The sequence below is a fragment of the Shewanella psychropiezotolerans genome (genome assembly GCF_007197555.1).
Classification (GTDB): Bacteria; Pseudomonadota; Gammaproteobacteria; order Enterobacterales; family Shewanellaceae; genus Shewanella; species Shewanella psychropiezotolerans.
This window is the reverse complement of record NZ_CP041614.1, coordinates 248,705-268,156: the sequence shown is the minus strand read 5'-3', so window position 1 is coordinate 268,156 and position 19,452 is coordinate 248,705. Positions and strand designations below refer to the sequence as shown.

Annotated in this window: 15 protein-coding genes and 1 pseudogene; 8 read left to right on the top strand and 8 right to left on the bottom strand. The window is 47.1% G+C overall.

All coding sequences use genetic code 11. The annotated features are described in order from the left end of the window. Positions 1-32 precede the first annotated feature (32 nt). Positions 33-1,652: a signal recognition particle-docking protein FtsY gene (gene ftsY / locus FM037_RS01195; RefSeq protein WP_144044487.1), complete on the bottom strand. Its 1,620-nt coding sequence runs from the start codon at positions 1,650-1,652 to the stop codon at positions 33-35. A 388-nt stretch (positions 1,653-2,040) separates the two neighbouring features. Between ftsY and rsmD the strand changes: the two genes are divergently transcribed. Continuing rightward, positions 2,041-2,622 carry a 16S rRNA (guanine(966)-N(2))-methyltransferase RsmD gene (gene rsmD, locus FM037_RS01190; protein ID WP_185976935.1) on the top strand — a complete coding sequence of 194 codons (582 nt, stop codon included), beginning with the start codon at positions 2,041-2,043 and terminating at the stop codon, positions 2,620-2,622. A 112-nt stretch (positions 2,623-2,734) separates the two neighbouring features. Further along, positions 2,735-3,028 carry a DUF1145 domain-containing protein gene (locus FM037_RS01185; protein WP_144044485.1) on the top strand — a complete coding sequence of 98 codons (294 nt, stop codon included), beginning with the start codon at positions 2,735-2,737 and terminating at the stop codon, positions 3,026-3,028. 59 nt (positions 3,029-3,087) lie between these two features. Here the strand turns inward: FM037_RS01185 and fhuB are convergent, their stop codons facing one another. The 7 genes from fhuB to FM037_RS01150 all read right to left on the bottom strand — a co-directional run bounded on the left by fhuB (position 3,088) and on the right by FM037_RS01150 (position 11,761). Further along, entirely contained in the window at positions 3,088-5,091 is a 2,004-nt protein-coding gene (fhuB, locus tag FM037_RS01180; protein WP_144044484.1) for a Fe(3+)-hydroxamate ABC transporter permease FhuB, read from the bottom strand. Next, the gene (locus FM037_RS01175; RefSeq protein WP_221937452.1) at positions 5,091-6,089 is read right to left on the bottom strand and encodes an ABC transporter substrate-binding protein; all 999 of its coding nucleotides are present in this window, start codon (positions 6,087-6,089) and stop codon (positions 5,091-5,093) included. The genes fhuB and FM037_RS01175 overlap by 1 nt, the downstream gene beginning before the upstream one ends. Beyond that, positions 6,083-6,850 (bottom strand): ABC transporter ATP-binding protein, encoded by a 768-nt coding sequence (locus tag FM037_RS01170; protein ID WP_144044483.1) that lies wholly within the window; start codon positions 6,848-6,850, stop codon positions 6,083-6,085. The genes FM037_RS01175 and FM037_RS01170 overlap by 7 nt, the downstream gene beginning before the upstream one ends. Then, positions 6,843-7,559 (bottom strand): siderophore ferric iron reductase, encoded by a 717-nt coding sequence (locus FM037_RS01165; protein WP_185976934.1) that lies wholly within the window; start codon positions 7,557-7,559, stop codon positions 6,843-6,845. Before FM037_RS01165 ends, FM037_RS01170 begins: the two co-directional genes overlap by 8 nt. A gap of 58 nt (positions 7,560-7,617) precedes the next feature. After that, a complete protein-coding gene (locus FM037_RS01160) occupies positions 7,618-9,786 on the bottom strand; it encodes a TonB-dependent siderophore receptor (protein WP_144044481.1) in 2,169 nt (722 codons plus the stop codon). A 266-nt stretch (positions 9,787-10,052) separates the two neighbouring features. Beyond that, the gene (locus FM037_RS01155) at positions 10,053-10,955 is read right to left on the bottom strand and encodes an AraC family transcriptional regulator (protein ID WP_144044480.1); all 903 of its coding nucleotides are present in this window, start codon (positions 10,953-10,955) and stop codon (positions 10,053-10,055) included. A 242-nt stretch (positions 10,956-11,197) separates the two neighbouring features. Then, on the bottom strand, positions 11,198-11,761 hold the full coding sequence (locus FM037_RS01150) for a NapC/NirT family cytochrome c (protein ID WP_144044479.1): 564 nt from the start codon (positions 11,759-11,761) through the stop codon (positions 11,198-11,200). A 416-nt stretch (positions 11,762-12,177) separates the two neighbouring features. Between FM037_RS01150 and FM037_RS01145 the strand changes: the two genes are divergently transcribed. The 6 genes and pseudogenes from FM037_RS01145 (at position 12,178) to FM037_RS01120 (ending at position 19,412) form a co-directional block, all read left to right on the top strand. Beyond that, positions 12,178-12,675 carry a hypothetical protein gene (locus FM037_RS01145; protein WP_229381044.1) on the top strand — a complete coding sequence of 166 codons (498 nt, stop codon included), beginning with the start codon at positions 12,178-12,180 and terminating at the stop codon, positions 12,673-12,675. Between the two features lie 202 nt (positions 12,676-12,877). Beyond that, positions 12,878-13,309, top strand: a complete 432-nt coding sequence (locus FM037_RS01140; protein ID WP_144044478.1) for a DUF2057 family protein — start codon at positions 12,878-12,880, stop codon at positions 13,307-13,309. Positions 13,310-13,525: 216 nt separating this feature from the next. Continuing rightward, the gene (locus tag FM037_RS01135; protein WP_144044477.1) at positions 13,526-13,966 is read left to right on the top strand and encodes a hypothetical protein; all 441 of its coding nucleotides are present in this window, start codon (positions 13,526-13,528) and stop codon (positions 13,964-13,966) included. Positions 13,967-14,227: 261 nt separating this feature from the next. Next, positions 14,228-14,641, top strand: a complete 414-nt coding sequence (locus FM037_RS01130) for a heavy metal-binding domain-containing protein (RefSeq protein ID WP_144044476.1) — start codon at positions 14,228-14,230, stop codon at positions 14,639-14,641. 22 nt (positions 14,642-14,663) lie between these two features. Next, positions 14,664-16,187 carry an efflux RND transporter periplasmic adaptor subunit gene (locus FM037_RS01125; RefSeq protein ID WP_144044475.1) on the top strand — a complete coding sequence of 508 codons (1,524 nt, stop codon included), beginning with the start codon at positions 14,664-14,666 and terminating at the stop codon, positions 16,185-16,187. A 94-nt stretch (positions 16,188-16,281) separates the two neighbouring features. Then, positions 16,282-19,412 (top strand): annotated as a pseudogene (locus FM037_RS01120) (efflux RND transporter permease subunit). The last annotated feature ends 40 nt before the right edge of the window (positions 19,413-19,452 follow it).

The following is a 19,452-nucleotide window of genomic DNA, read 5'->3' as shown; positions in this document are numbered from 1 at the left end:
TGAAAAGAGTCCTGGCCTAGGCGCTAAATAAATTACTTTTGTTCTTCGTTGTCTTGGGTAAAAAGCGCATCGATAAAGTCTTTTGCATCGAAGGTGCGTAGATCATCTATCTGCTCACCGACACCGATATGACGTATAGGGATACCGAACTTATCGGCAATGGCAAAGATCACTCCGCCTTTCGCCGTGCCATCCAGCTTACTGATCGTAATACCCGTCACACCAACGGCTTTCTTGAACAGATCAGCCTGACTAATTGCATTTTGCCCTGTGCCCGCATCTAAGGTCAACATCACCTCATGGGGAGCATTCTCATCCAACTTTTTCATCACCCGAACGATTTTCTTTAGCTCGTCCATCAGATGCGCTTTATTCTGTAAACGGCCTGCAGTATCGGCTATCAAGACATCGATATTTCGGGCGCGTGCCGCCTGAAGTGCATCGAACAGCACAGAAGCACTGTCGGCTCCAGTATGCTGCGCCACAACCGGAATATCATTCCTCTGTCCCCAGACCTGTAACTGCTCGACGGCCGCTGCACGGAAAGTATCACCCGCTGCTAACATAACCGATTTACCCTCGGCCTGGTATTGTTTGGCAAGCTTACCTATGGTCGTTGTCTTACCGACACCATTGACACCCACCATCAAGATCACGAAGGGACCATCGGCATTATCCGGAACCAAAGGAATAGATACAGGCTCTAAGGTCTTCTGCATCTCTTCTCGCAGTAGTTCATATAGGGCCTCACCATCTTTAAGCTGCTTACGGCTCGCTTGCTCGGTTAAACTCTCGATCAGGCGAGTGGTCGTCTCGACACCTACATCGGCGATAAGTAATTGTTCTTCGAGCTCTTCGAAAAGATCATCATCGATCTTCTTGCCCTTGAACAGCCCTATAAAACCACTACCAATATTCTCACTGGTACGCTTCAAGCCACGCTTCAACCGGGCAAAGAACCCCTCTTTAACCGGCTTTGCCTGTGGTTCAGGCTGCTTTTCCGCCTCTTGTGTCACCGAAGCATCTTCAAGATCTGCAGCTTCTTGTGCTGCAAGAGCTTCTGCTTCTTTTAAAGCAAGAGCCTCAGCTTCCTGTCTCGCTTGCGCTTCTATCTCAGCTTGAGCCTGTGCAGCAAGACGTTCTTGTTCTACCGCTTCTCTCTCTGCAAGCGCGGCGGCCTCTTTCTCTGCTAGAGCTTCTGCTTCTCTTAAAACTAGAGCCTCAGCCTCTTTTAAAGCAAGAGCTTCAGCAGCAAGACGCTCTTGTTCAACTGCTTCTCTCTCTGCAAGCGCTGCCGCCTCTTTCTCTGCTAGAGCTTCTGCTTCTCTTAAAACTAGAGCCTCAGCTTCCTGTCTCGCTTTCACGGCAAGAGCCTCCGCAGCAAGACGAGCCTGTTCAGCCGCTTCTATCTCAGCTTGAGCTTGTGCAGCAAGACGTTCTTGTTCAGCAGCTTCTCTCTCTGCAAGCGCTGCGGCCTCACCCTCTGTCAGAGCTTCAGCTTCTCTTAAAACTAGAGCTTCTTTTAAAACAAGAGCCTCGGCTTCTTTTGTCGCCAGCTCTGCAGCGTTATCCGCAACCTCTACCTCTGGAGCCTCAACTTCATCTTTTGACTTATCTTTGCGAAACCAGGAGAAAAAACCTTTCTTTGCCATGTGTAATACCAATGCTCAACTAACGGACTTAACTTTTAAACTGGATGAACTACTGATTCTGTTGCTATAAAAGCTCAATGAAACCATCCAATCATGTATTTGTTTATCTACTTTTATCTGATGTTATCTGCTACTTATCCATTGCTCGCCAGTAAATAATCATTCAAACAATTATTTTTGCGATGCAATACAAGTAAACTAATTTTGGGCCACATTATAACCACAAGAAAGGGGTAAATATGCAGAGAAACAAGCCTTTTCCAGCAATAACCTCAGGTTTTCACCATTTCCACTAGCTTTGGGGTAAAATAATCGACTTTCATTGGGCGAAATAGTCTATCACTTTCTCCCTTAAGACCAAAAATCAGCTAAACAGATGGGTAAAGAGATGGCAAAAAATAGACCTTCCAGTGGCCAAGTTAGAATCATCGCGGGCCAGTGGCGCTCGAGACGTCTACCTATTCACGATCTCGAAGGCTTAAGGCCCACAACCGATAGAGTCAGAGAGACACTGTTCAACTGGCTTGCTGGTGACCTCAGCGGCGCTCGAATATTGGATTGCTTCGGCGGTAGTGGCGCACTCTGTTTCGAGTCTCTCTCCCGCTACGCAAGCTATGCCAAGATTTTTGAGCTCCAAGCCAGTGCGGCAGAGCAACTCAAACTGAACCTAAAAACCCTCAAGTGTGACTCATCGATGGCCGATGTCATCAAAGGCGATACCCTTAAGTTATTAACGGTTGAGCCCTTGGAAGGCTTCGATATCGTCTATATTGACCCCCCATTTAGAAAAGATCTCGCTGAAAAAAGTATTCAATTAATCGCTGAACATAATTGGCTCAAAGAAAATGCTCAGATCTATGTGGAGACTGAAAGCGAGCTGGACCAACTAAGCGTACCGTCTGACTGGGTGCAGTTAAAAGAGAAGAAGGCGGGTCAAGTCATCTACCGTCTGTATCAATATCAGCCTTAAAGGCTCTTAGCTACGAGCTACGAGCTACGAGCTACGAGCTACGAGCTACGAGCTACGAGCTACGCAGATTAGCGCCGCTATTTGAAACTAAAAAAGCATTTTAAGAGAAAAAATGAAGTTTAATAACGTTTTTATAATGACGGGTAAGGCTATCACCCTGCTTGCCTGGTTGATGATGACCTACAATCTAGTTCAGCCCTTCGAAGGTAACACCACCGTTATCCTGAATATCTTATTTGCCGTGACCCTTTTTATGCACAGCTTTCAAGTCGTCATCTTACATACTCGATTCAAATCTCGGCTTACTCTGCACAAAAGTGATTACCTAAACGTGTTCGCCTTCGGCATATTTAGCCTATTAAGTTATCGACGCAAGGTGATACACAATATAGAGAAGAGCAGTTAAATTAAGAGTGTAGGCTAAGTTCCTAGGCTCTAGAACCTAGGAAGGTTTTTAATCACCTTCTAAGTCGCCCTTCTTCCTTGGATTAGCAAAGCAATAAAATAGAGTCCGCCAACGATCGCGACTAAAGTGCCAGCCGCTATCTGGGATGGGTATACCAAATTTTGGCCTAACCAGTCTGAAAACACCATCAAGCTGGCACCGAGCAAAGCAGCAGTCGGGATCTGTAACTCAGCCTTCTTCGCGCCTAAAATCACCGCCATGTGAGGTGCAAGCAGGCCGACGAAAGCCACCGGCCCCATGGTAGCTGTGACTATGGCGCACAGGAGTGCCACACAAGAGAGTAACGAGATAAAGGCTCCAGGTACGTTTAGGCCTCTGGCCTTGGCAAACTCTCGCCCCGCCGAGATCAGCGTCAACCAGCGCGACGTTAACAAAGCAAAGCAAATTAATAGCGCCACGGCAGCGGTGAGCACCAGTGCCGATACGGGGGTGACTCTATAAGTTGAGCCAGCGAGCCAACTTAAGATGGTATAAGAGGTCTCATCGCCTCGTGCAAGAGCGAACTGCACCATGGCCTCGATAAGCGCGGTCAAAGCTATGCCAGTTAACACCAGCATGGAGGGCGCGTATTGATGTCGTTTCCCCAAAATCAGCAGCAGACCCAAGACAGACATGCTTCCGATAAACGCAATGGCCGGAGTACCGTCGAAGATATTCAATCCCAGGAAGATAGTCCCACCCACTAAGGCCAATGTTGCCCCGGCCGAGATCCCCAATATGTCCGGGCTCGCTAACGGGTTGTAGATCAATCTCTGTAGCAAGACGCCCGCAACCGCAAGGCCTGCACCCGATGCTATCGAGGTCAACAATCTCGGCCAACGTATTTGCCAACCGAAGGCATCAGGGAAAGAGAACAGCCAGACAATCTCCTGCTCCACGGTTGCCTTAGAGATAAACAGCGAGATGACAGCCAGAGCCAGTAAGCATAATGCCATCAAGGGCAGGGCCTTGGGGCTCATCTGATAACGACTCTTAGGTAAAGAAAGAGACAGTTGATCTTGCGCTCCCATCTTGCGCCGGGTGAACCAGATAAGTGCCGGCGCACCAATCAGAGCGGCGGCCGTCCCCGACGGCACCAGATCGAAGGTATAGGTACTCAGCAACATGGCCAGGGCATCGGTAGCCACCAGCACCAGAGCACCGAGCAACATGCTGAAAAATAATTCATCTTTCGGAGTTCTGGCCCCGAGTTGCCTGGCGATATTTGGCGCAAGCAGGCCGATAAAACTGATCACCCCTACGGCAGTGATAGATGAAGCCACCAGCCACAACCCCAAGGCAAAGAGCCCAAGAAAAGCAGGAACAATATTAAGGCCTCTTGCTGCTGCGCCAATTTGCCCCATACGCAGTAATGATAAAATCCGTGGTGCAAAGATAAAAATAAGCACAGCAACAGAGAGCTTTGGCGCTAGCCACTGAACTTGCAGCCAGCCATTTTGCGCCAGATCTCCGGCACCCCAGATAAACAAGTTTTTTGCGTATTGATCATTGAGCAAAATAATCGCCGTCGCTATGGCCCCGAGTAAGATATTTACCGCCATGCCAGCAAGTACCACAGGCAATCCTGACATGTTACGAATACCTGTGATCAAGATCACCAGACCCAAGGTCAAGATGGCGCCAATCATGGCAGCCAGTGAAGCGTATTCACCGACAAAGCCGGGAAACCATACATTGAGTACAACTAAGGCTAGCCAGGCTCCCGAAGCGGTACCTAAGGTAAGTGGAGAAACCAGGGGGTTTTGGGTTAACTGCTGCATCAAACTACCCACTAAGCCTAAAGTAGCTCCCACCATGATGGCCATCACAATACGGGGCAATTGAGACTCGACAAACATGATCTCATCGAAGCTGTTCGCCAATAGGTGACGCTGGGAAAAATCCACCAGCAGATGCCATTGGCTAGATAGTGATATTTGAGTATCGACCTGGGCGGACATGGCAGTCATGAGCAGTAAAAATAACAGAGTCGTGCTATAGCGGAAAAATTGATATTTGTGCATTACTGGTTTAACTCACCCTGTTGTTTTGATATTGAGACTCGGGTCAATTCCGGTTTAACGGGCGCAATCTCAAGCAAGCTATTGGTCAGCGCCTGAGCCATATATTCGATAGAGATGGCACCGCCGTAGTTCCAGGCCGACTCGACACAGTTCATTCTCTTAGCCCGAACGAAAGGCATTGCATGCCACATCACGCTAGCATCCAGCTGAGACTCTTGAGCAAAGGGGCGAAAATATAAGGCGATACCATCATCCACATGACGCAACTCTTTCAATCTTTTCTGTCTCGCGCCCCATTGAGTTCGGCCCTGAGCAATCGCGGGCTCGATACCCAGTAAAGAGAGAGCATATTGCGAGGTAGAGTTATCACCATATTGGTAGATGGAGGTCATGCTGGCAAAACGGAAAGTGGTCACTTTAGGTAAGCTGTCTGGATATGCCGCCTCTAATCTGGCCTTCATCTGTTCTATATTGGCGTACATCTTCGCTAATCTCAGAGCAGCGATATCCTCTCGCCCTAGCGCCTTAGCGATCTGTTTGAAATTGTCGATGGCGGCCTTGGCATTATCGTGATGTTCACTGTAGGTTTGGAAAAACAGCACTGGCGCTATCAGCTCAAGCTTAGGTAAGAGGTCGAGCTGAGGCGATGCTATAATGATCACATCGGGCTTCAAGGCAGCCAAACGCTGAAAGTTAGGCTCGACTCGGGTGCCGATATCCAGCACGGATTCGGGGACTTGCGGTTCCATTACCCACTCACGATATCCGGCAATATCCGGCATGGCGATAGGAGTGATACCCAGCTCCAGCACTTGCTCGGCCACATCCCAATTCAATACGGCGACACGACTTGGCACCTGAGCTAACATCTGCAGTCCTCGACTATCCTGGACCTGAACAGGCACTTGAATCTCTGCCTGACTCCCCCAAGACACCAATATTATTGCTGTAATCAACATCGTTCTGGCTAATATTGCGCTTAACTGAGCCGCTAGCATACGACCGCGACCTTATGATTTAGCTCCGGATGATCGATAAGCCTGACGGGGGTCGAGTAGAGAGCTGATAGCAGCTGCTCATCGAGCAAAACATCCACCTCCCCTTTAAAGGCTATCTTGCCCGCTTTAAGCGCCACTATCTGAGTCGCGAAGCGCAAAGCTAGGTTGAGATCGTGCAGGATGACGATCACGCCCTTGCCTGTATTCTTGTTTAACTCACTCAATAGCTCCATCAATTGATATTGGTGATGAATGTCTAGGGCCGAAGTTGGCTCATCCAGTATCAACAAATCAGCCTGTTGTGCCAGCAACATGGCGACCCAAGTTCGTTGACGCTCACCACCGGAAAGTTGATCGGCTAAGGTATCTTTAAACGCCTCGACTCCGGTTTCCGCCATGGCCTGAGCGATGATCTCATCATCCTCTTTACGCCAGCGTCCTAAAGCACCGCGCCAAGGGAAGCGCCCCAAGCGTACTAATTCTGCCACATTCAGCCCTGCCACTTCAGGCAATTTTTGTGGCAAGTAAGCCACGATTTGTGCTAACCGCTTGGGGCTATAACTGATGAGTGGCTTACCCGCTAATGTTACCTCGCCTTCTTCTGGGGGAAACTGATTAGCGAGCAGGTTGACCAAGGTCGACTTGCCGGAACCATTGTGGCCCAGCACCACAGTGAGGGCATGGGGATCTATCTGTAGGGCATCTATATCCAAAATGGTACGTTCACCACGTATCACTTTGACATCGGTTAATTCATACATCTTTGTTTCTTCTTAAACGCGGGCAATTGTCACACAGGACACCCGATTTAGTCTTATATACGGAGCAACAGCTGGTGCGGCTTAATCTGAGCTTATTATCTAATTTAGACAGATACAGAGATGCCAAATGCTTGTCTGAGATATTAAATGCCGCTAACCAAAGTTTTGCGTGGTGCAAGATAAAGCCATCGGTCATCTCCCTATGTCGCTGCTGTACTTGGATTAGCTTAGCCAGCAAGGCGTCGGCTAGCAGATGCTGCACAAACCCTGGACGACAACGTATCCATAAATCGAGTTCGCTTCTGTAGTGCTCAAACATCTGCGACAATTGTTGACCCGCTCGGCTTATCAGCCCCTCATAATCACCTTGAATACACTCAGTGTTATCGAACCTGAATCCGGCGATGAGATCGCCTCTATGATACTGGGCCATATTACCCAGGTTTGGCAGCGACTTCATATTATAGATGGCGACAAATGCCAGATAGAGAGGCTGCCAGGTCAACAGATCCCAGCTGCGTGTCAGCCAATATACCTTTTCGGCCTCGGGAGTACTGATTTGTAACTCACGATAGAGAGATTTAATCTGCGGCAGGTTTGAGCCATGCTGGGAAATCATCCCCTTGAACGAACGACCAAGCTCCCCCTTCAGATAAGGCGTCACTCGCTTACATTGCTCAAAGAGCAGTTCAAAATCCGCTTGGCTCACATTTTTCTCCAAAATAGGGCTGACGGAGCTCCCTTTCTCCGCCAACCTAGATAGCAGGTTAGAAGTTATATTTAACGTTCAACTCGACGGTACGCTCTGCACCATACCAACAGTTCATCGAGTCGTAGCAGGTATAATACTCCTCATTGAATAGGTTATTAGCGATAAGCGTCATGCTGGCACCGGCTAAGTTGCTACTCAATGTACTCAAGTCATAGCCAAGGGAGAGATCAACTAAGGTGTATGAAGAGACCTTGTCTGTATTATTGGCATCCATCTGCATCTCACCAACATAACGTACACCACCACCGATACGCGTGCCGCTGAGGACGCCAGAATCTATGTAATAATTAGTCCATAATGTCGCCGTATGCTCGGGTACATAGATGGGCGTCTTCCCTTGAAGATCGTTACCACTGTCTTTAGTGATCTCCATATCTATATAGGTGTAGCTGGCTAAAATATCGAAACTGTCCGTCAGGTACCACTGCCCCTCGAGCTCAAGTCCTTGGGATTGCACCTCACCGACCTGGAGTTTATTTCCCCAGGGATCGCTCGGATCAGCCATCAGGGCGTCGCTCTTCACTATGTTGAAATAGGAGACGCTGGCCGTCATATCCTGAGCCGGCGAGATATACTTGAGCCCCGCTTCAAACTGCTCACCGAGTTCAGGCTTATAAGTGCTGCCATCGGACTTAGTGCCGGCCGCAGGCTCGAAACTCGTGGCGTAGCTCATAAAGGGAGAGACGCCATTATCGAACTCATACATGGCACCGACACGGTAAGAGAACTGATTATGATTGGCTTCAGTCTTGGCATCACTATCGGTGTACTGACTCGAAGCGCTAAAGTCATCAAAACGGCCACCGGCGATCAGGATAAGCTTGTCTATACGTAGCTGGTCCTGAAAGTAGAAGCCTAACTGCTCAAGTTTTACATTGTCTCTGGCTTCATAGGTAGAGGTCAGTTTGCTCGGATCTATCATGTCATTATTTGGATTAAAGATATTGAAATCACCAAACTGGCTAGTGGTACCAAACTCAGAGTATGCAGACGTTCCACTCATCCTCTGGTAATCGACCCCGATCAACACATTGTGTTCTAGATTACCGGTATAGAAGTTGCCCGATAGCTGGTTATCGACCGTATAACCGCTAGAGTCTTCATCGGTACTGTAGATATTTCTGTCTAAGTTGCCCGTGACCGGGTCGAAGTTATCCGCCACATGATAGGTATTTTCCTGATACAGCTGAGCATCCAGATAACGGAAACTCTGTAGGAAAGACCAATTATCGTTGAAGTCATGATTTAGCTTATAACCTGCCATCCAGAACTCACGCTCGAAGGTACTCCAATTCTTATCACCGGCGAAGGTAGACGGGCTGGTACTACCCGCAGCATTATCATAGATCATCCCAGAAGATGGTAATGAAGAGTTCATTCCCATGGCTGGATCGTTCTGATAATAGAGATTAAAGTTAATATAGGTGCTATCTGAGATATTCCAGTCCAAAGAAGGCGCAAAAACGTAGCGTTCCTCTTCGGTATGATCCACTTGGCCATCTTTCTTACGCGCTAACGCAACGATGCGATATGAGAAGTTACTGTCTCCAATCTGGCCCGTGGTATCGATCGAAGCTTCCATCAAATTATCTGAACCTGTGGCTGCCGTGATCTCTGTGCTAGGCATAGTTTGTGGCGTCTTAGCTATCATGTTGACCATGCCACCCGGCGGCATAGAACCATACAGCACAGAGGTCGGCCCCTTAAATACCTCCACCTGCTCGATAGCAATAGGATCGATCTGAGGTTGCAGGTTCCAGCCCGTCAGCGACTGCAGCACCAGGCCGTCATAGTAGCTCTGGTTAACATCGAAACCACGAATATTAAAGGTGTCATACATGGTCACCGCGCCACCTTTTTGCTCGGTAGTCACGCCAGGAACATATCTTAGGGCCTGATTTAAAGACTTAACACCGCGCTCTTTCAACAGCTCACTGTCGATAACTGTGATCCCCTGGGGGGTGTCCTCCGGGCGTAGCGAAGTCTTAGTCGCCGTGTTTCGATATGCTTGACCGAGTACGGTAATGGTCTCCATCTGAGGAGTTTCAACCACAGATTCATCAGACTCCTCCGCGTTGACGAACTGCGTGAATGACAGTGAAGCCATAATTGCTGTGGCCAGAACGGTGCGATGAAATACCAGATTACGCTTACTTGAGACCATGGAGCCCTCTACTAAATTCAGGTTAGCTTTCTCAACAGCACACCAAGTTGCTTATGAGAATATAAATGAGAATGATTATCAGAAATGAATGATATAGTCTTTAACGGAGATAAAATTAACAATTTGGTGCATGGGAATGTAAATATTAAACTTGTTGGTCATTTCGAGAGGAAAATCACAATATCTATAGGGACAGGGAGAAGCAGTCGAGCCAGCTAAACTTTAGTTACACAGTATTAAAGTTTTACTGTTCAGGCAAAGCAGGCTTAAGCTTTCTTATCTACAGGCAGCCAGTATTCCATCTCGGTACAGGCCTCATTACCACGATCTTCTATGGCACCATAGGTCTCGAGCTCGAAGCCTTCGACTCCCGAGTATCCGGACTCGGGTAACCAGGTACAGATCAACCACTCAACCACATGAGAAAAACCACTGATGGCACCGATATAGGAGACAACCGCATACTCTTGGGCTGGTATCTCTAACAAACCCAATGTCTGGTGATTTTTTTGACCACCAAGTTTGATAGCCTGACTTTCAACTCCAGCCCAATAGCTGATAAGCGGTTCGCCAATCATACGGGTATCGACGACACCTATTAGCCCGCTGGCAGGAATAGAGCCTGCATCCAGAGCACTATGTAACTTACACCAAGTTTCCGGGACTATAGTAGAGAAATCAGGAGAATCTGAGAGCACCCCCTTGATGGGCGAAGATACTCCAAGGATGCTGAATGCGGGTCTGTATTCGATACGGGTCTGCAGAAAAGCGCTGTCTACCACACTGCCTGAGGCCAAATCTGTTAGCTTGGTCAGTGGGTTTCTCAAGCCCACTCTCAAACCTCTGAGCTTATATTCCCGCGGGCTAGCACCGAAAAACTGTTTAAAAGCACGACTAAAACTCACCTCAGAGTTAAATCCCAACTCGTAGGCGATATCTAGCATACGCTCGCCGCCGGTGAGCATGCGCTCAGCCGCCAGGCTCAGCTTCAATTCTCTGACATATTGAGCAACACTCAAACCAGTTTGCCCCTGAAAAACCCTCTGCAGCTGCCATCTGGACCAGCAACTCTGCTCGGCTAGCTCCTCTAACGACAGGCTCTTATGCAAATTATCGTGAATATACGCCAATACTCCCTCGATACGAATGAGAGGTGAACGGTTTGACATAGACCTCCCCTGTAGAAGTAAGTTGAATACCTATCCATTTAACTGAAAAAAGCAGGAACATTAGAGATAAGTAATTACCTTCTGAGTATATTAACTCATAATGATACAAGCTGGTACAGACTCATACGGACCTAATAAAAGTCGCTTGTTTATGCCTATAGATGAACAAGCATAAAAAAAGTCCCATAGTGCTAACTATGGGACTTTCAAGGTTACTCTGTATCGGCACTAAGCTTTAAGGCTTATCCCTTAGGATAAACGTGTGCAACACCCTTGTGACAGTCTACACAAGTCTTGCGCTTATCGGCTTCTTTCTTGAAGTTGCGCTCATGCATTCTCTTCGCCATCTTCTTCATAGTATCTGGCTGGTTCTCGTAGATACGAGTATGACAATGCTGACAGTTAGCTGAATCGGTAGCACGGAAGTATTTAAGCGCGTGTTCGGCTTGTTCCTTGCGGTTTTCATCTAACCACTCTTGAGTGTTAAAGCCATCGATAGTCAGGAACCCATATAGATCTTTAGATACGATGATCTTCTTAATCATGTACTCAATAGGATTATGAGGTAAGTGACAATCCTGACACTGAACAGTCACGCCCGCACGACCTCCGCCATGTGCTGAAGCCAACACTTCATCTTTCAAAGAGTGATTGCTGTGACAAGACATACAAAATTCATCTGAGCTTGTCGCGTGTAAAGTTTGTTGTGTAGCAAAGTAGCCAACAACACCGACTACAACACCAACCACTAATAGGGCTAATATTGAGTATTTCACGCTTGGTTTAAATAGGGCACGCCAGTTCATCACTCTTCTCCGTAAAATATGATTTTTATTTAGTACTTAATACTTATGTTTAGTACTTATTTTTACTTCATCTCTATGGCAAAAATTATAAACCAGATCTTACCGTCTGATCTGAGAGAAATAGTACAAATGAGATCTAGCTCTAACTCTATATTGCGAAATGGAGAAAATAGCACTTAGCTCAATTTATATTCACTCTAGCTAAAGTTAAGCCAAACCCATGTATTTAGCAAGGTAATGACCTCAATCCACTGATAAAGCAGAGCTTTTACATTTCTTCAAATATCAAAACTTTATATTCCCCCCTTTATTGACCTCGATCAAAAAAATATTTTCAAAGTTTGAAACTTTTTATATAATTGCTGGGTCTATTAGAACGACACACTATTCATTTAACGAATTAAGAGCGAGAAATCTTGAAGCAAATTACACATCTTGTATTAATCATCTCTTTAGTGGGGCAATTTATGCTTACACCAGTGATGGCTATGCCAAGATTTTTGCACGCATTTACTCATGCTCATATGTCAGAGATGGACAGTTCAAATATACCGATGAAGATGTCCATGGGCCAAGCCCTACAGAGTTCAACGATCGAATCACAAGTTACATATTTCTCTGATTCAGACACAGGCTCGAAAGCTGAGATGGTTATGACCCATGGGGAGAAAGAATGTGACATGATGGTCGCTAGTATGTCGACGAGTGATAGCGACATTCTTATCGACTGTGATGCCCTATGCGAGATGATGGGCGCAGGAGGATGTATCTCTCACTGTGCCAGCGCTAGTGGCATCTTAATTCAAGCTCAATTTTCTCTGTCATCACCAGAATCCAGTGGTAAAGTTCAGACTCTATCATGGTCGACGCAGACCGCAGACCTCGCAACGTTTAACCCCCTCCAATTTGGATAAGCTTAACTTAACAGTTATCAGCTCGGCGCTCTGGCATATTGCTAGAGGCACACCCAAAACAATTTATTATATTTTTTGCCTCAAGACAGAGCCAAATTCCTGTGTCTATGAAGGTGCTCTTCACTATTATCTTAGAGCCCACATAGTCTACAGCCTTCTGGATCTTATTTCTGTCTCGGCATAGTTCCAATTGGAGTCTATTATGAAAACATTAATCACAATCGCAGCCCTGAGTTTTGCCAGTCTAGTTAGCTTCTCATCTTCAGCCGCTAGTGTCTCTTTCCCCGATTCGCTCTCGGTTACCGGCATCAATGGTGAAACCAAGTTTGGCACCCACGAGATTCAACTTGCCGAGGGTAAGAATCTCATCGAGCTTAAGTATCACGACATCTTCGAAGTCAATGCCGATGACTCGGGCGCCTGGGTAAAATCGGCGCCTCTCTACCTCATCTTGAGTTCGAACGAGCAGGTACAGTATCAGGCCATAACACCTGTGATATATACCGAAGAAGAAGCCCATGACTTTATCGATAATCCAGTGATCACCCTAAAAGAAACCCAAGGAGAGAGTAAAGATGTCACCTTGCTTACTCACCACCAACTGATGGCTCAGCTTCTACTGGCTAGAGAATAACTCTTGATAAAATCTAAGCCAATTCAATATCAAGACCTATTGAATTGGCTAGATGACGATTGTCCGAATACAGTTAATGAAGCAAAATTGAATGAGTAATATTCATCAGCAGATATATCGAAGAGTCCAACTAGCCAAAGTCGATAAATGTGAATTCTGTCAATGCACTATTACTTACTCATGTTAGACTAGCCACAACTCATTATTGGAAACTTTATGTTTACGTTTTTTCGTCGTCACACATTAATAGCCTTTACCCTGCTCGCGATGCTGAGCCAAGGGCTGCTATCTAATGGGTCTATGATGATAGGAAAAGCACAAGCACATGAAGCCATGATGTCTGGTTCACACCATTCACAAATGATGAGTATGAAAGATGGAGCTGCTTGCCACTCGGAACAGACAGATAACATCCCCCATTGCTGCGACTCAGAGCGACTCGACGATGTGCTTCCCGACGAAGCTCAGAGCTGCTGTGACGGCAACGGATACTGCCAGGGTGATTGTAATCATTGTCTCGTTATCTCGATGACAGGCACTCTTTTCGATACTAAATCTTGGCCAGGATTTAGTCCCTCAGAGTTAGCATTGGCCACTCAAATGCCTCATTTCCATTCAATCTCAATCTCTAAAGATATCAGACCTCCCATAGCTTAAATATAGGACTTAAGATGCTTTAATCTTAAATCCAGTAGTCCTATCGACTGCTTGCAAAGCTATATCTTTAAAACAATTATTTGTATCGATCCGATTGATAATTAAATTCTTAACAGCACGATTTGTTCTGTCTGTCAGACTATCGACTTATTATGCTTAATTAAGACTGTTATTCATTGTGATTAGTTTTATATTAGCCGTTACTTATTTTCGATCTATTAGATCAAATCTAGACGGCCGTCTATATGATGGAATTTATAAATGAAAACCCTTATTAGCCTTATTTTATCAGCCTTTATCTTGATTTCAGTTGCGCCAACCGTATCTGCACACGATCATTCTCAGCAGCAAGAACATGCTCAACACCATGAAATGAAAGCCGATCATGCCTGCCCTATGCATCCTGAGGTAACAGGAAAAAAAGGTGATACTTGTCCTAAATGCGGTATGAACTTAACTGCTGTCAAAAGCGCCTCTAATGGTCAAAGTTGTGATAATTGCCCGCACCATAAGACATCGGCTCATGAACACAGTGCATCTGCTGACACCCATGCCTGCCCTATGAACGCAGATATAACAGGGAAAGAGGGTGATACATGCCCGAAATGTGGAATGAACCTAGAGCCTATGCAAGCGAAGGCTGACACTAAACCAGCAGTTCACCACAAACACTAATTTTGAGTGGAGATGAGGCATCATGAGTCAATTTGAAATGAACAATAAACGTAAAAAACTAGCCTACCTGCTCAGCCTATTTATGGTTGTGACACCCCAGTTAGTCCATTCTCAGTCACTGATTGCCCAGAGTCCGGCGACAGAGCATGCTCAGCATAGCCAGACACAAGGTCATGAAGCGATAACCTATTCATGTCCTATGCATCCCGAAGAAACCAGCCATGAGCCGGGTAGCCGTTGCTCAATCTGTAACATGTTCCTCGTGGAAGAGGAGGAGGAAGAGAAAGGGAGTATGGATCACTCGGCCCATAATATGAGCGAATCAATCCCGGAAGACCAATCGGGGCACGAGCATACGGCTCAGTCGGCACTCACTCCTGCTGATACAGTATTTAACAGTGCTAAGCCTGCTTCACTCGATGAAGGTGCCACGATCAAGTTTGTCTGTCCGATGCACGCACACATTATCAGTGACGTTCCGGGCACCTGTCCTATCTGTGGCATGAACCTGGAGAAGGTCGAGGTAGGTGGCAGCGGTACAGAGATCCAGATAGATGTCTCTGGTGGCATGCAACAAGCCCTGGCCCTAAAAGTCGCTAAAGTAGAAAAAGATACCCTATGGAAGTTTGTTCAAACCGTAGGCCAGATAGATTATGACGAGAGTAAGATCAATCATATCCACGCTAGAGTTACCGGCTGGATCGAGAAGCTGACTATCAAATCTGTCGGCGACAAGATCACTAAGGGCCAACTCTTGTATGAAATCTACTCACCTGATCTGATCAATGCACAGGATGACTTCCTGCTCGCCCAAGACACCTTGAGACGTACTGGTAAGAATGCCAGTTACGAAGATTTACTCAGAAAAGCAGGCTTAAGATTAGAATTACTAGGCTTGAAAAAGAGCCAAATAAAAGCATTGGCAAAATCGAAACAGACTCAATATCGAGTCCCCTTCTATGCCGAAAGTGACGGCATAGTAAAAGAGCTTACTATCAGAGATGGTATGTATATTCAGCCTGCTACCGAGGTGATGTCCGTCGTCGACCTCTCTAATGTATGGGTGATCGCCGATGTATTTGAAAACGAGCAAAGCTGGCTCGCAGTGGGCCAAAAAGCCGAAGTTTCTGTACCTGCCATGGGGATCAAGGGCATCGAAGGTAAGATAGATTATATCTATCCGGAACTCGATCCTGTGACCCGTAGCTTACGGGTCAGAATTGTGGTTCAAAATCACAACACAAAGCTAAGACCAAACACTTTAGCCAAGATAGACATCTTCGGGGGCCCCAACGAAGATGTTCTGGTGATCCCTCAAGAGGCTTTGATCCAAACGGGCAAAGAAAACCGCGTCATAGTGAAGCTTGAAAATAACAGTTTTACTGCACGTAAGGTCACTGTAGGTATGCTAAGCCAAGGCAAGGCCGAGATTCTCGATGGGCTGAGCGAAGGCGAACTCGTGATCACTTCGGGTCAATTCTTACTCGATTCAGAAGCCAGTCTCAAGGGCAGTTTAATGCGCCTGAGTAGCGGTCATCAGCACTAGGAGGTTTTGCTCATGCTTAAAAATATTAATTACGAAGCCTCTATTAGTAACAGAACTATCCCTAACTACGGCTTGATACCGGGAGGCTCTACTCATGCTTAAAAAAATCATTGAAGCTTCTATAAGACAGAGATTAATGGTGTTGATTGTCACCATAATGATCACCGTCTGGGGTGTGCAGGAGCTAAGAAATACACCCTTGGATGCCTTACCGGATCTCTCGGATGTACAGGTAATTATTAAGACTCCTTTCCCGGGTCAGGCACCTAAATTGGTCGAGGATCAGATCACCTATCCGCTCTCTACGGCCATGTTGGCTGTTCCGGGAGCCAAGACGGTTCGCGGTTACTCCTTCTTCGGCGACTCATATGTCTATGTCATCTTCGAAGATGGCACAGATATCTACTGGGCCCGCTCTCGAGTGTTGGAGTATCTGAATCAAGTGGGTAGTAGCCTCCCCCAAGGGGTGCAGCCATCGCTGGGGCCAGATGCTTCCGGAGTCGGTTGGATCTTCGAATATGCTCTGGTGGACAGAACGGGGAATTTAGATCTTTCTCAGCTAAAGAGTTTGCAGGATTGGTATCTGAAACTTGAACTTCAGAGCGTTCCCGGTATTTCTGAAGTCGCCACTGTTGGCGGCATGGAACTTAGCTATCAGATAGTCATAGAACCCGATAAGTTGGCCATTTATAAGCTAGATATCGCTGCGATAAAAGATGCCATCTCTAAGTCGAATTCTGAAGCCGGCGGCTCGGTTATCGAGATGGCAGAAGCCGAATACATGGTGCGCGCCAAAGGATATCGTCAAACTTTGGATGACTTTAGGGAGATCCCTCTCGGAATAACCAGTCCTTCGGGAACCCCCTTGTTACTCAAAGACGTGGCCACCGTACGTAAAGGGCCCTCATCACGCCGTGGTATCGCCGAGCTAGATGGTGAAGGTGAAGTCGTCGGCGGCATCATAGTCATGCGTTACGGCGAAAATGCCTTAGCCACCATAGAAGCCGTTAAAGAGAAGCTAGAACAGCTCAAAGCTGGTCTGCCCGAAGGCGTAGAGATCATCCCTACCTATGACAGATCTCAATTGATCGAAAGCTCGGTGGAAAACCTGTTCCACAAGGTGATCGAAGAGATGTTTGTCGTTGGCTTGGTCTGCATGTTGTTCCTTATGCACGCACGTTCGACCTTAGTCGCCGTGATCACCCTGCCCTTGGCAATACTCATTGCATTCATCATCATGAATAAGATGGGCGTCAACGCGAACATCATGAGCTTAGGAGGCATCGCCATTGCCATCGGCGCAGTGGTCGATGGCGCGATCGTCATGATCGAAAATATGCATAAGCACTTGGAGCATTTCGAACAGGAAAATAATCGTCGACCGGATATGAAGGAGCACTGGAAGCTGGTCACAGAAGCCTCGGTCGAAGTCGGTCCTGCGCTTTTCTTCTCCTTGCTTATCATTACCCTGAGTTTCATGCCGGTATTTGCCTTGGAAGCGCAGGAGGGCAGACTATTTAGTCCACTGGCTTACACAAAGACCTTCGCTATGGCTGCGGCAGCCGTGCTGTCCATTACCCTAGTGCCTGTCCTTATGGGCTTCTTTATCCGAGGAAAAATCCCTAAGGAAACCAGCAACCCGATCAGTCGGTTCCTGATCGCCCTGTACAAGCCTTCTTTGACTCTGGTACTTAAGTTCCCAAAGATGACACTGGTAGTCGCATTAATCACCCTGATGAGCGCCTGGTACCCAATGAGCAACTTAGGCAGCGAGTTTATGCCCGAGCTGGATGAAGGCGATCTACTCTATATGCCTACAGCCTTGCCAGGTATCAGTGCCAGTAAGGCCGCCGAAATACTGCAACAGACCGACAGGTTGATTAAGACAGTCCCCGAGGTGAAGCGGGTATTCGGTAAGGTCGGCCGTGCAGAAACGGCGACGGATCCGGCGCCACTGACCATGCTGGAAACCACCATAATGCTCAAGCCCAGAGATGAGTGGCGTGAAGGATACACCCTAAAGGACGTCATAGATCAGCTGCAGAAAACCGTTAAAATACCTGGGCTGACGAATGCTTGGGTTCAACCCATTAAGACGCGTATCGACATGCTCTCCACCGGGATCAAGACTCCGGTGGGTATCAAGATCACCGGCGCCGACGTAAATGAACTGCAGCAGATAGGTACAGATATCGAAGCCATACTCAGTAAACTGCCTAACACTAAATCGGCCTATGCCGAGCGTGTAGGTGGTGGCCGCTATATCGATATCACACCTAAGCTAGATGTGGCCTCTCGCTATGACATGACCCTGACCGATATCCAAGATGTTGTCCGATACGCCATCGGCGGTATGGATATTGGTGAGTCTGTTCAAGGAGCGGAACGTTACCCTATCAATCTCAGATACCCGAGGGAACTCAGAGACAATATCGAGAAACTCAGAGAACTGCCGGTGATCACTAAGACGGGGCATTATCTGCCGCTGCGTAACTTAGCCGATATAGAGATAACCGACGGCCCCCTATGCTCAAGAGTGAGAATGGTCGTTTAATCTCTTGGGTGTTTGTCGATATAGAAGGAACCTCTATTGGTGAATATATCGATCAAGCTAAGTCAGCTTTAGAAAACGAGTTAGTAGTGCCGCCAAGATACAGCTACGACTTTGCAGGCCAGTATGAATATATGCAGCGTGTCGATGAAAAGCTGAAAAAAGTGATCCCTATGGCTTTGGGTGTCATCTTCATCTTGTTGATGATGACATTCGGTTCGACAATTCAAGCCAGCATGATCATGTTCAGCTTACCATTCGCACTCGTTGGCAGTACCTGGCTCTTATATGCTCTGGACTTCAATATGTCAGTTGCCGTTGCCGTGGGTATGATAGCCTTAGCAGGGGTAGCAGCAGAGTTTGGCGTGGTGATGTTGGTTTACCTCAACAACGCCATCAAGCATAGAAAAGAGAAAGGTAAATATGAAGCGGTAAGCGATCTGAAAGAGGCCTTGATAGAAGGTGCTGTGATGCGAATTCGACCCAAGGCGATGACGGTTGCTACCATCTTCTTCGGCCTACTGCCCATCATGTGGGGCGCCGGGGCCGGCAATGACGTGATGCAGAAGATCGCCGCACCTATGGTCGGTGGCATGGTAACTGCACCTCTGTTATCACTGTTCGTACTACCAGCCCTCTATCTCTTGGTTTATTCACGTAAGCTGAGCAAGTAGAAACTAAGCGCTCTGTAATACTAAACACCCAGCAATGCTG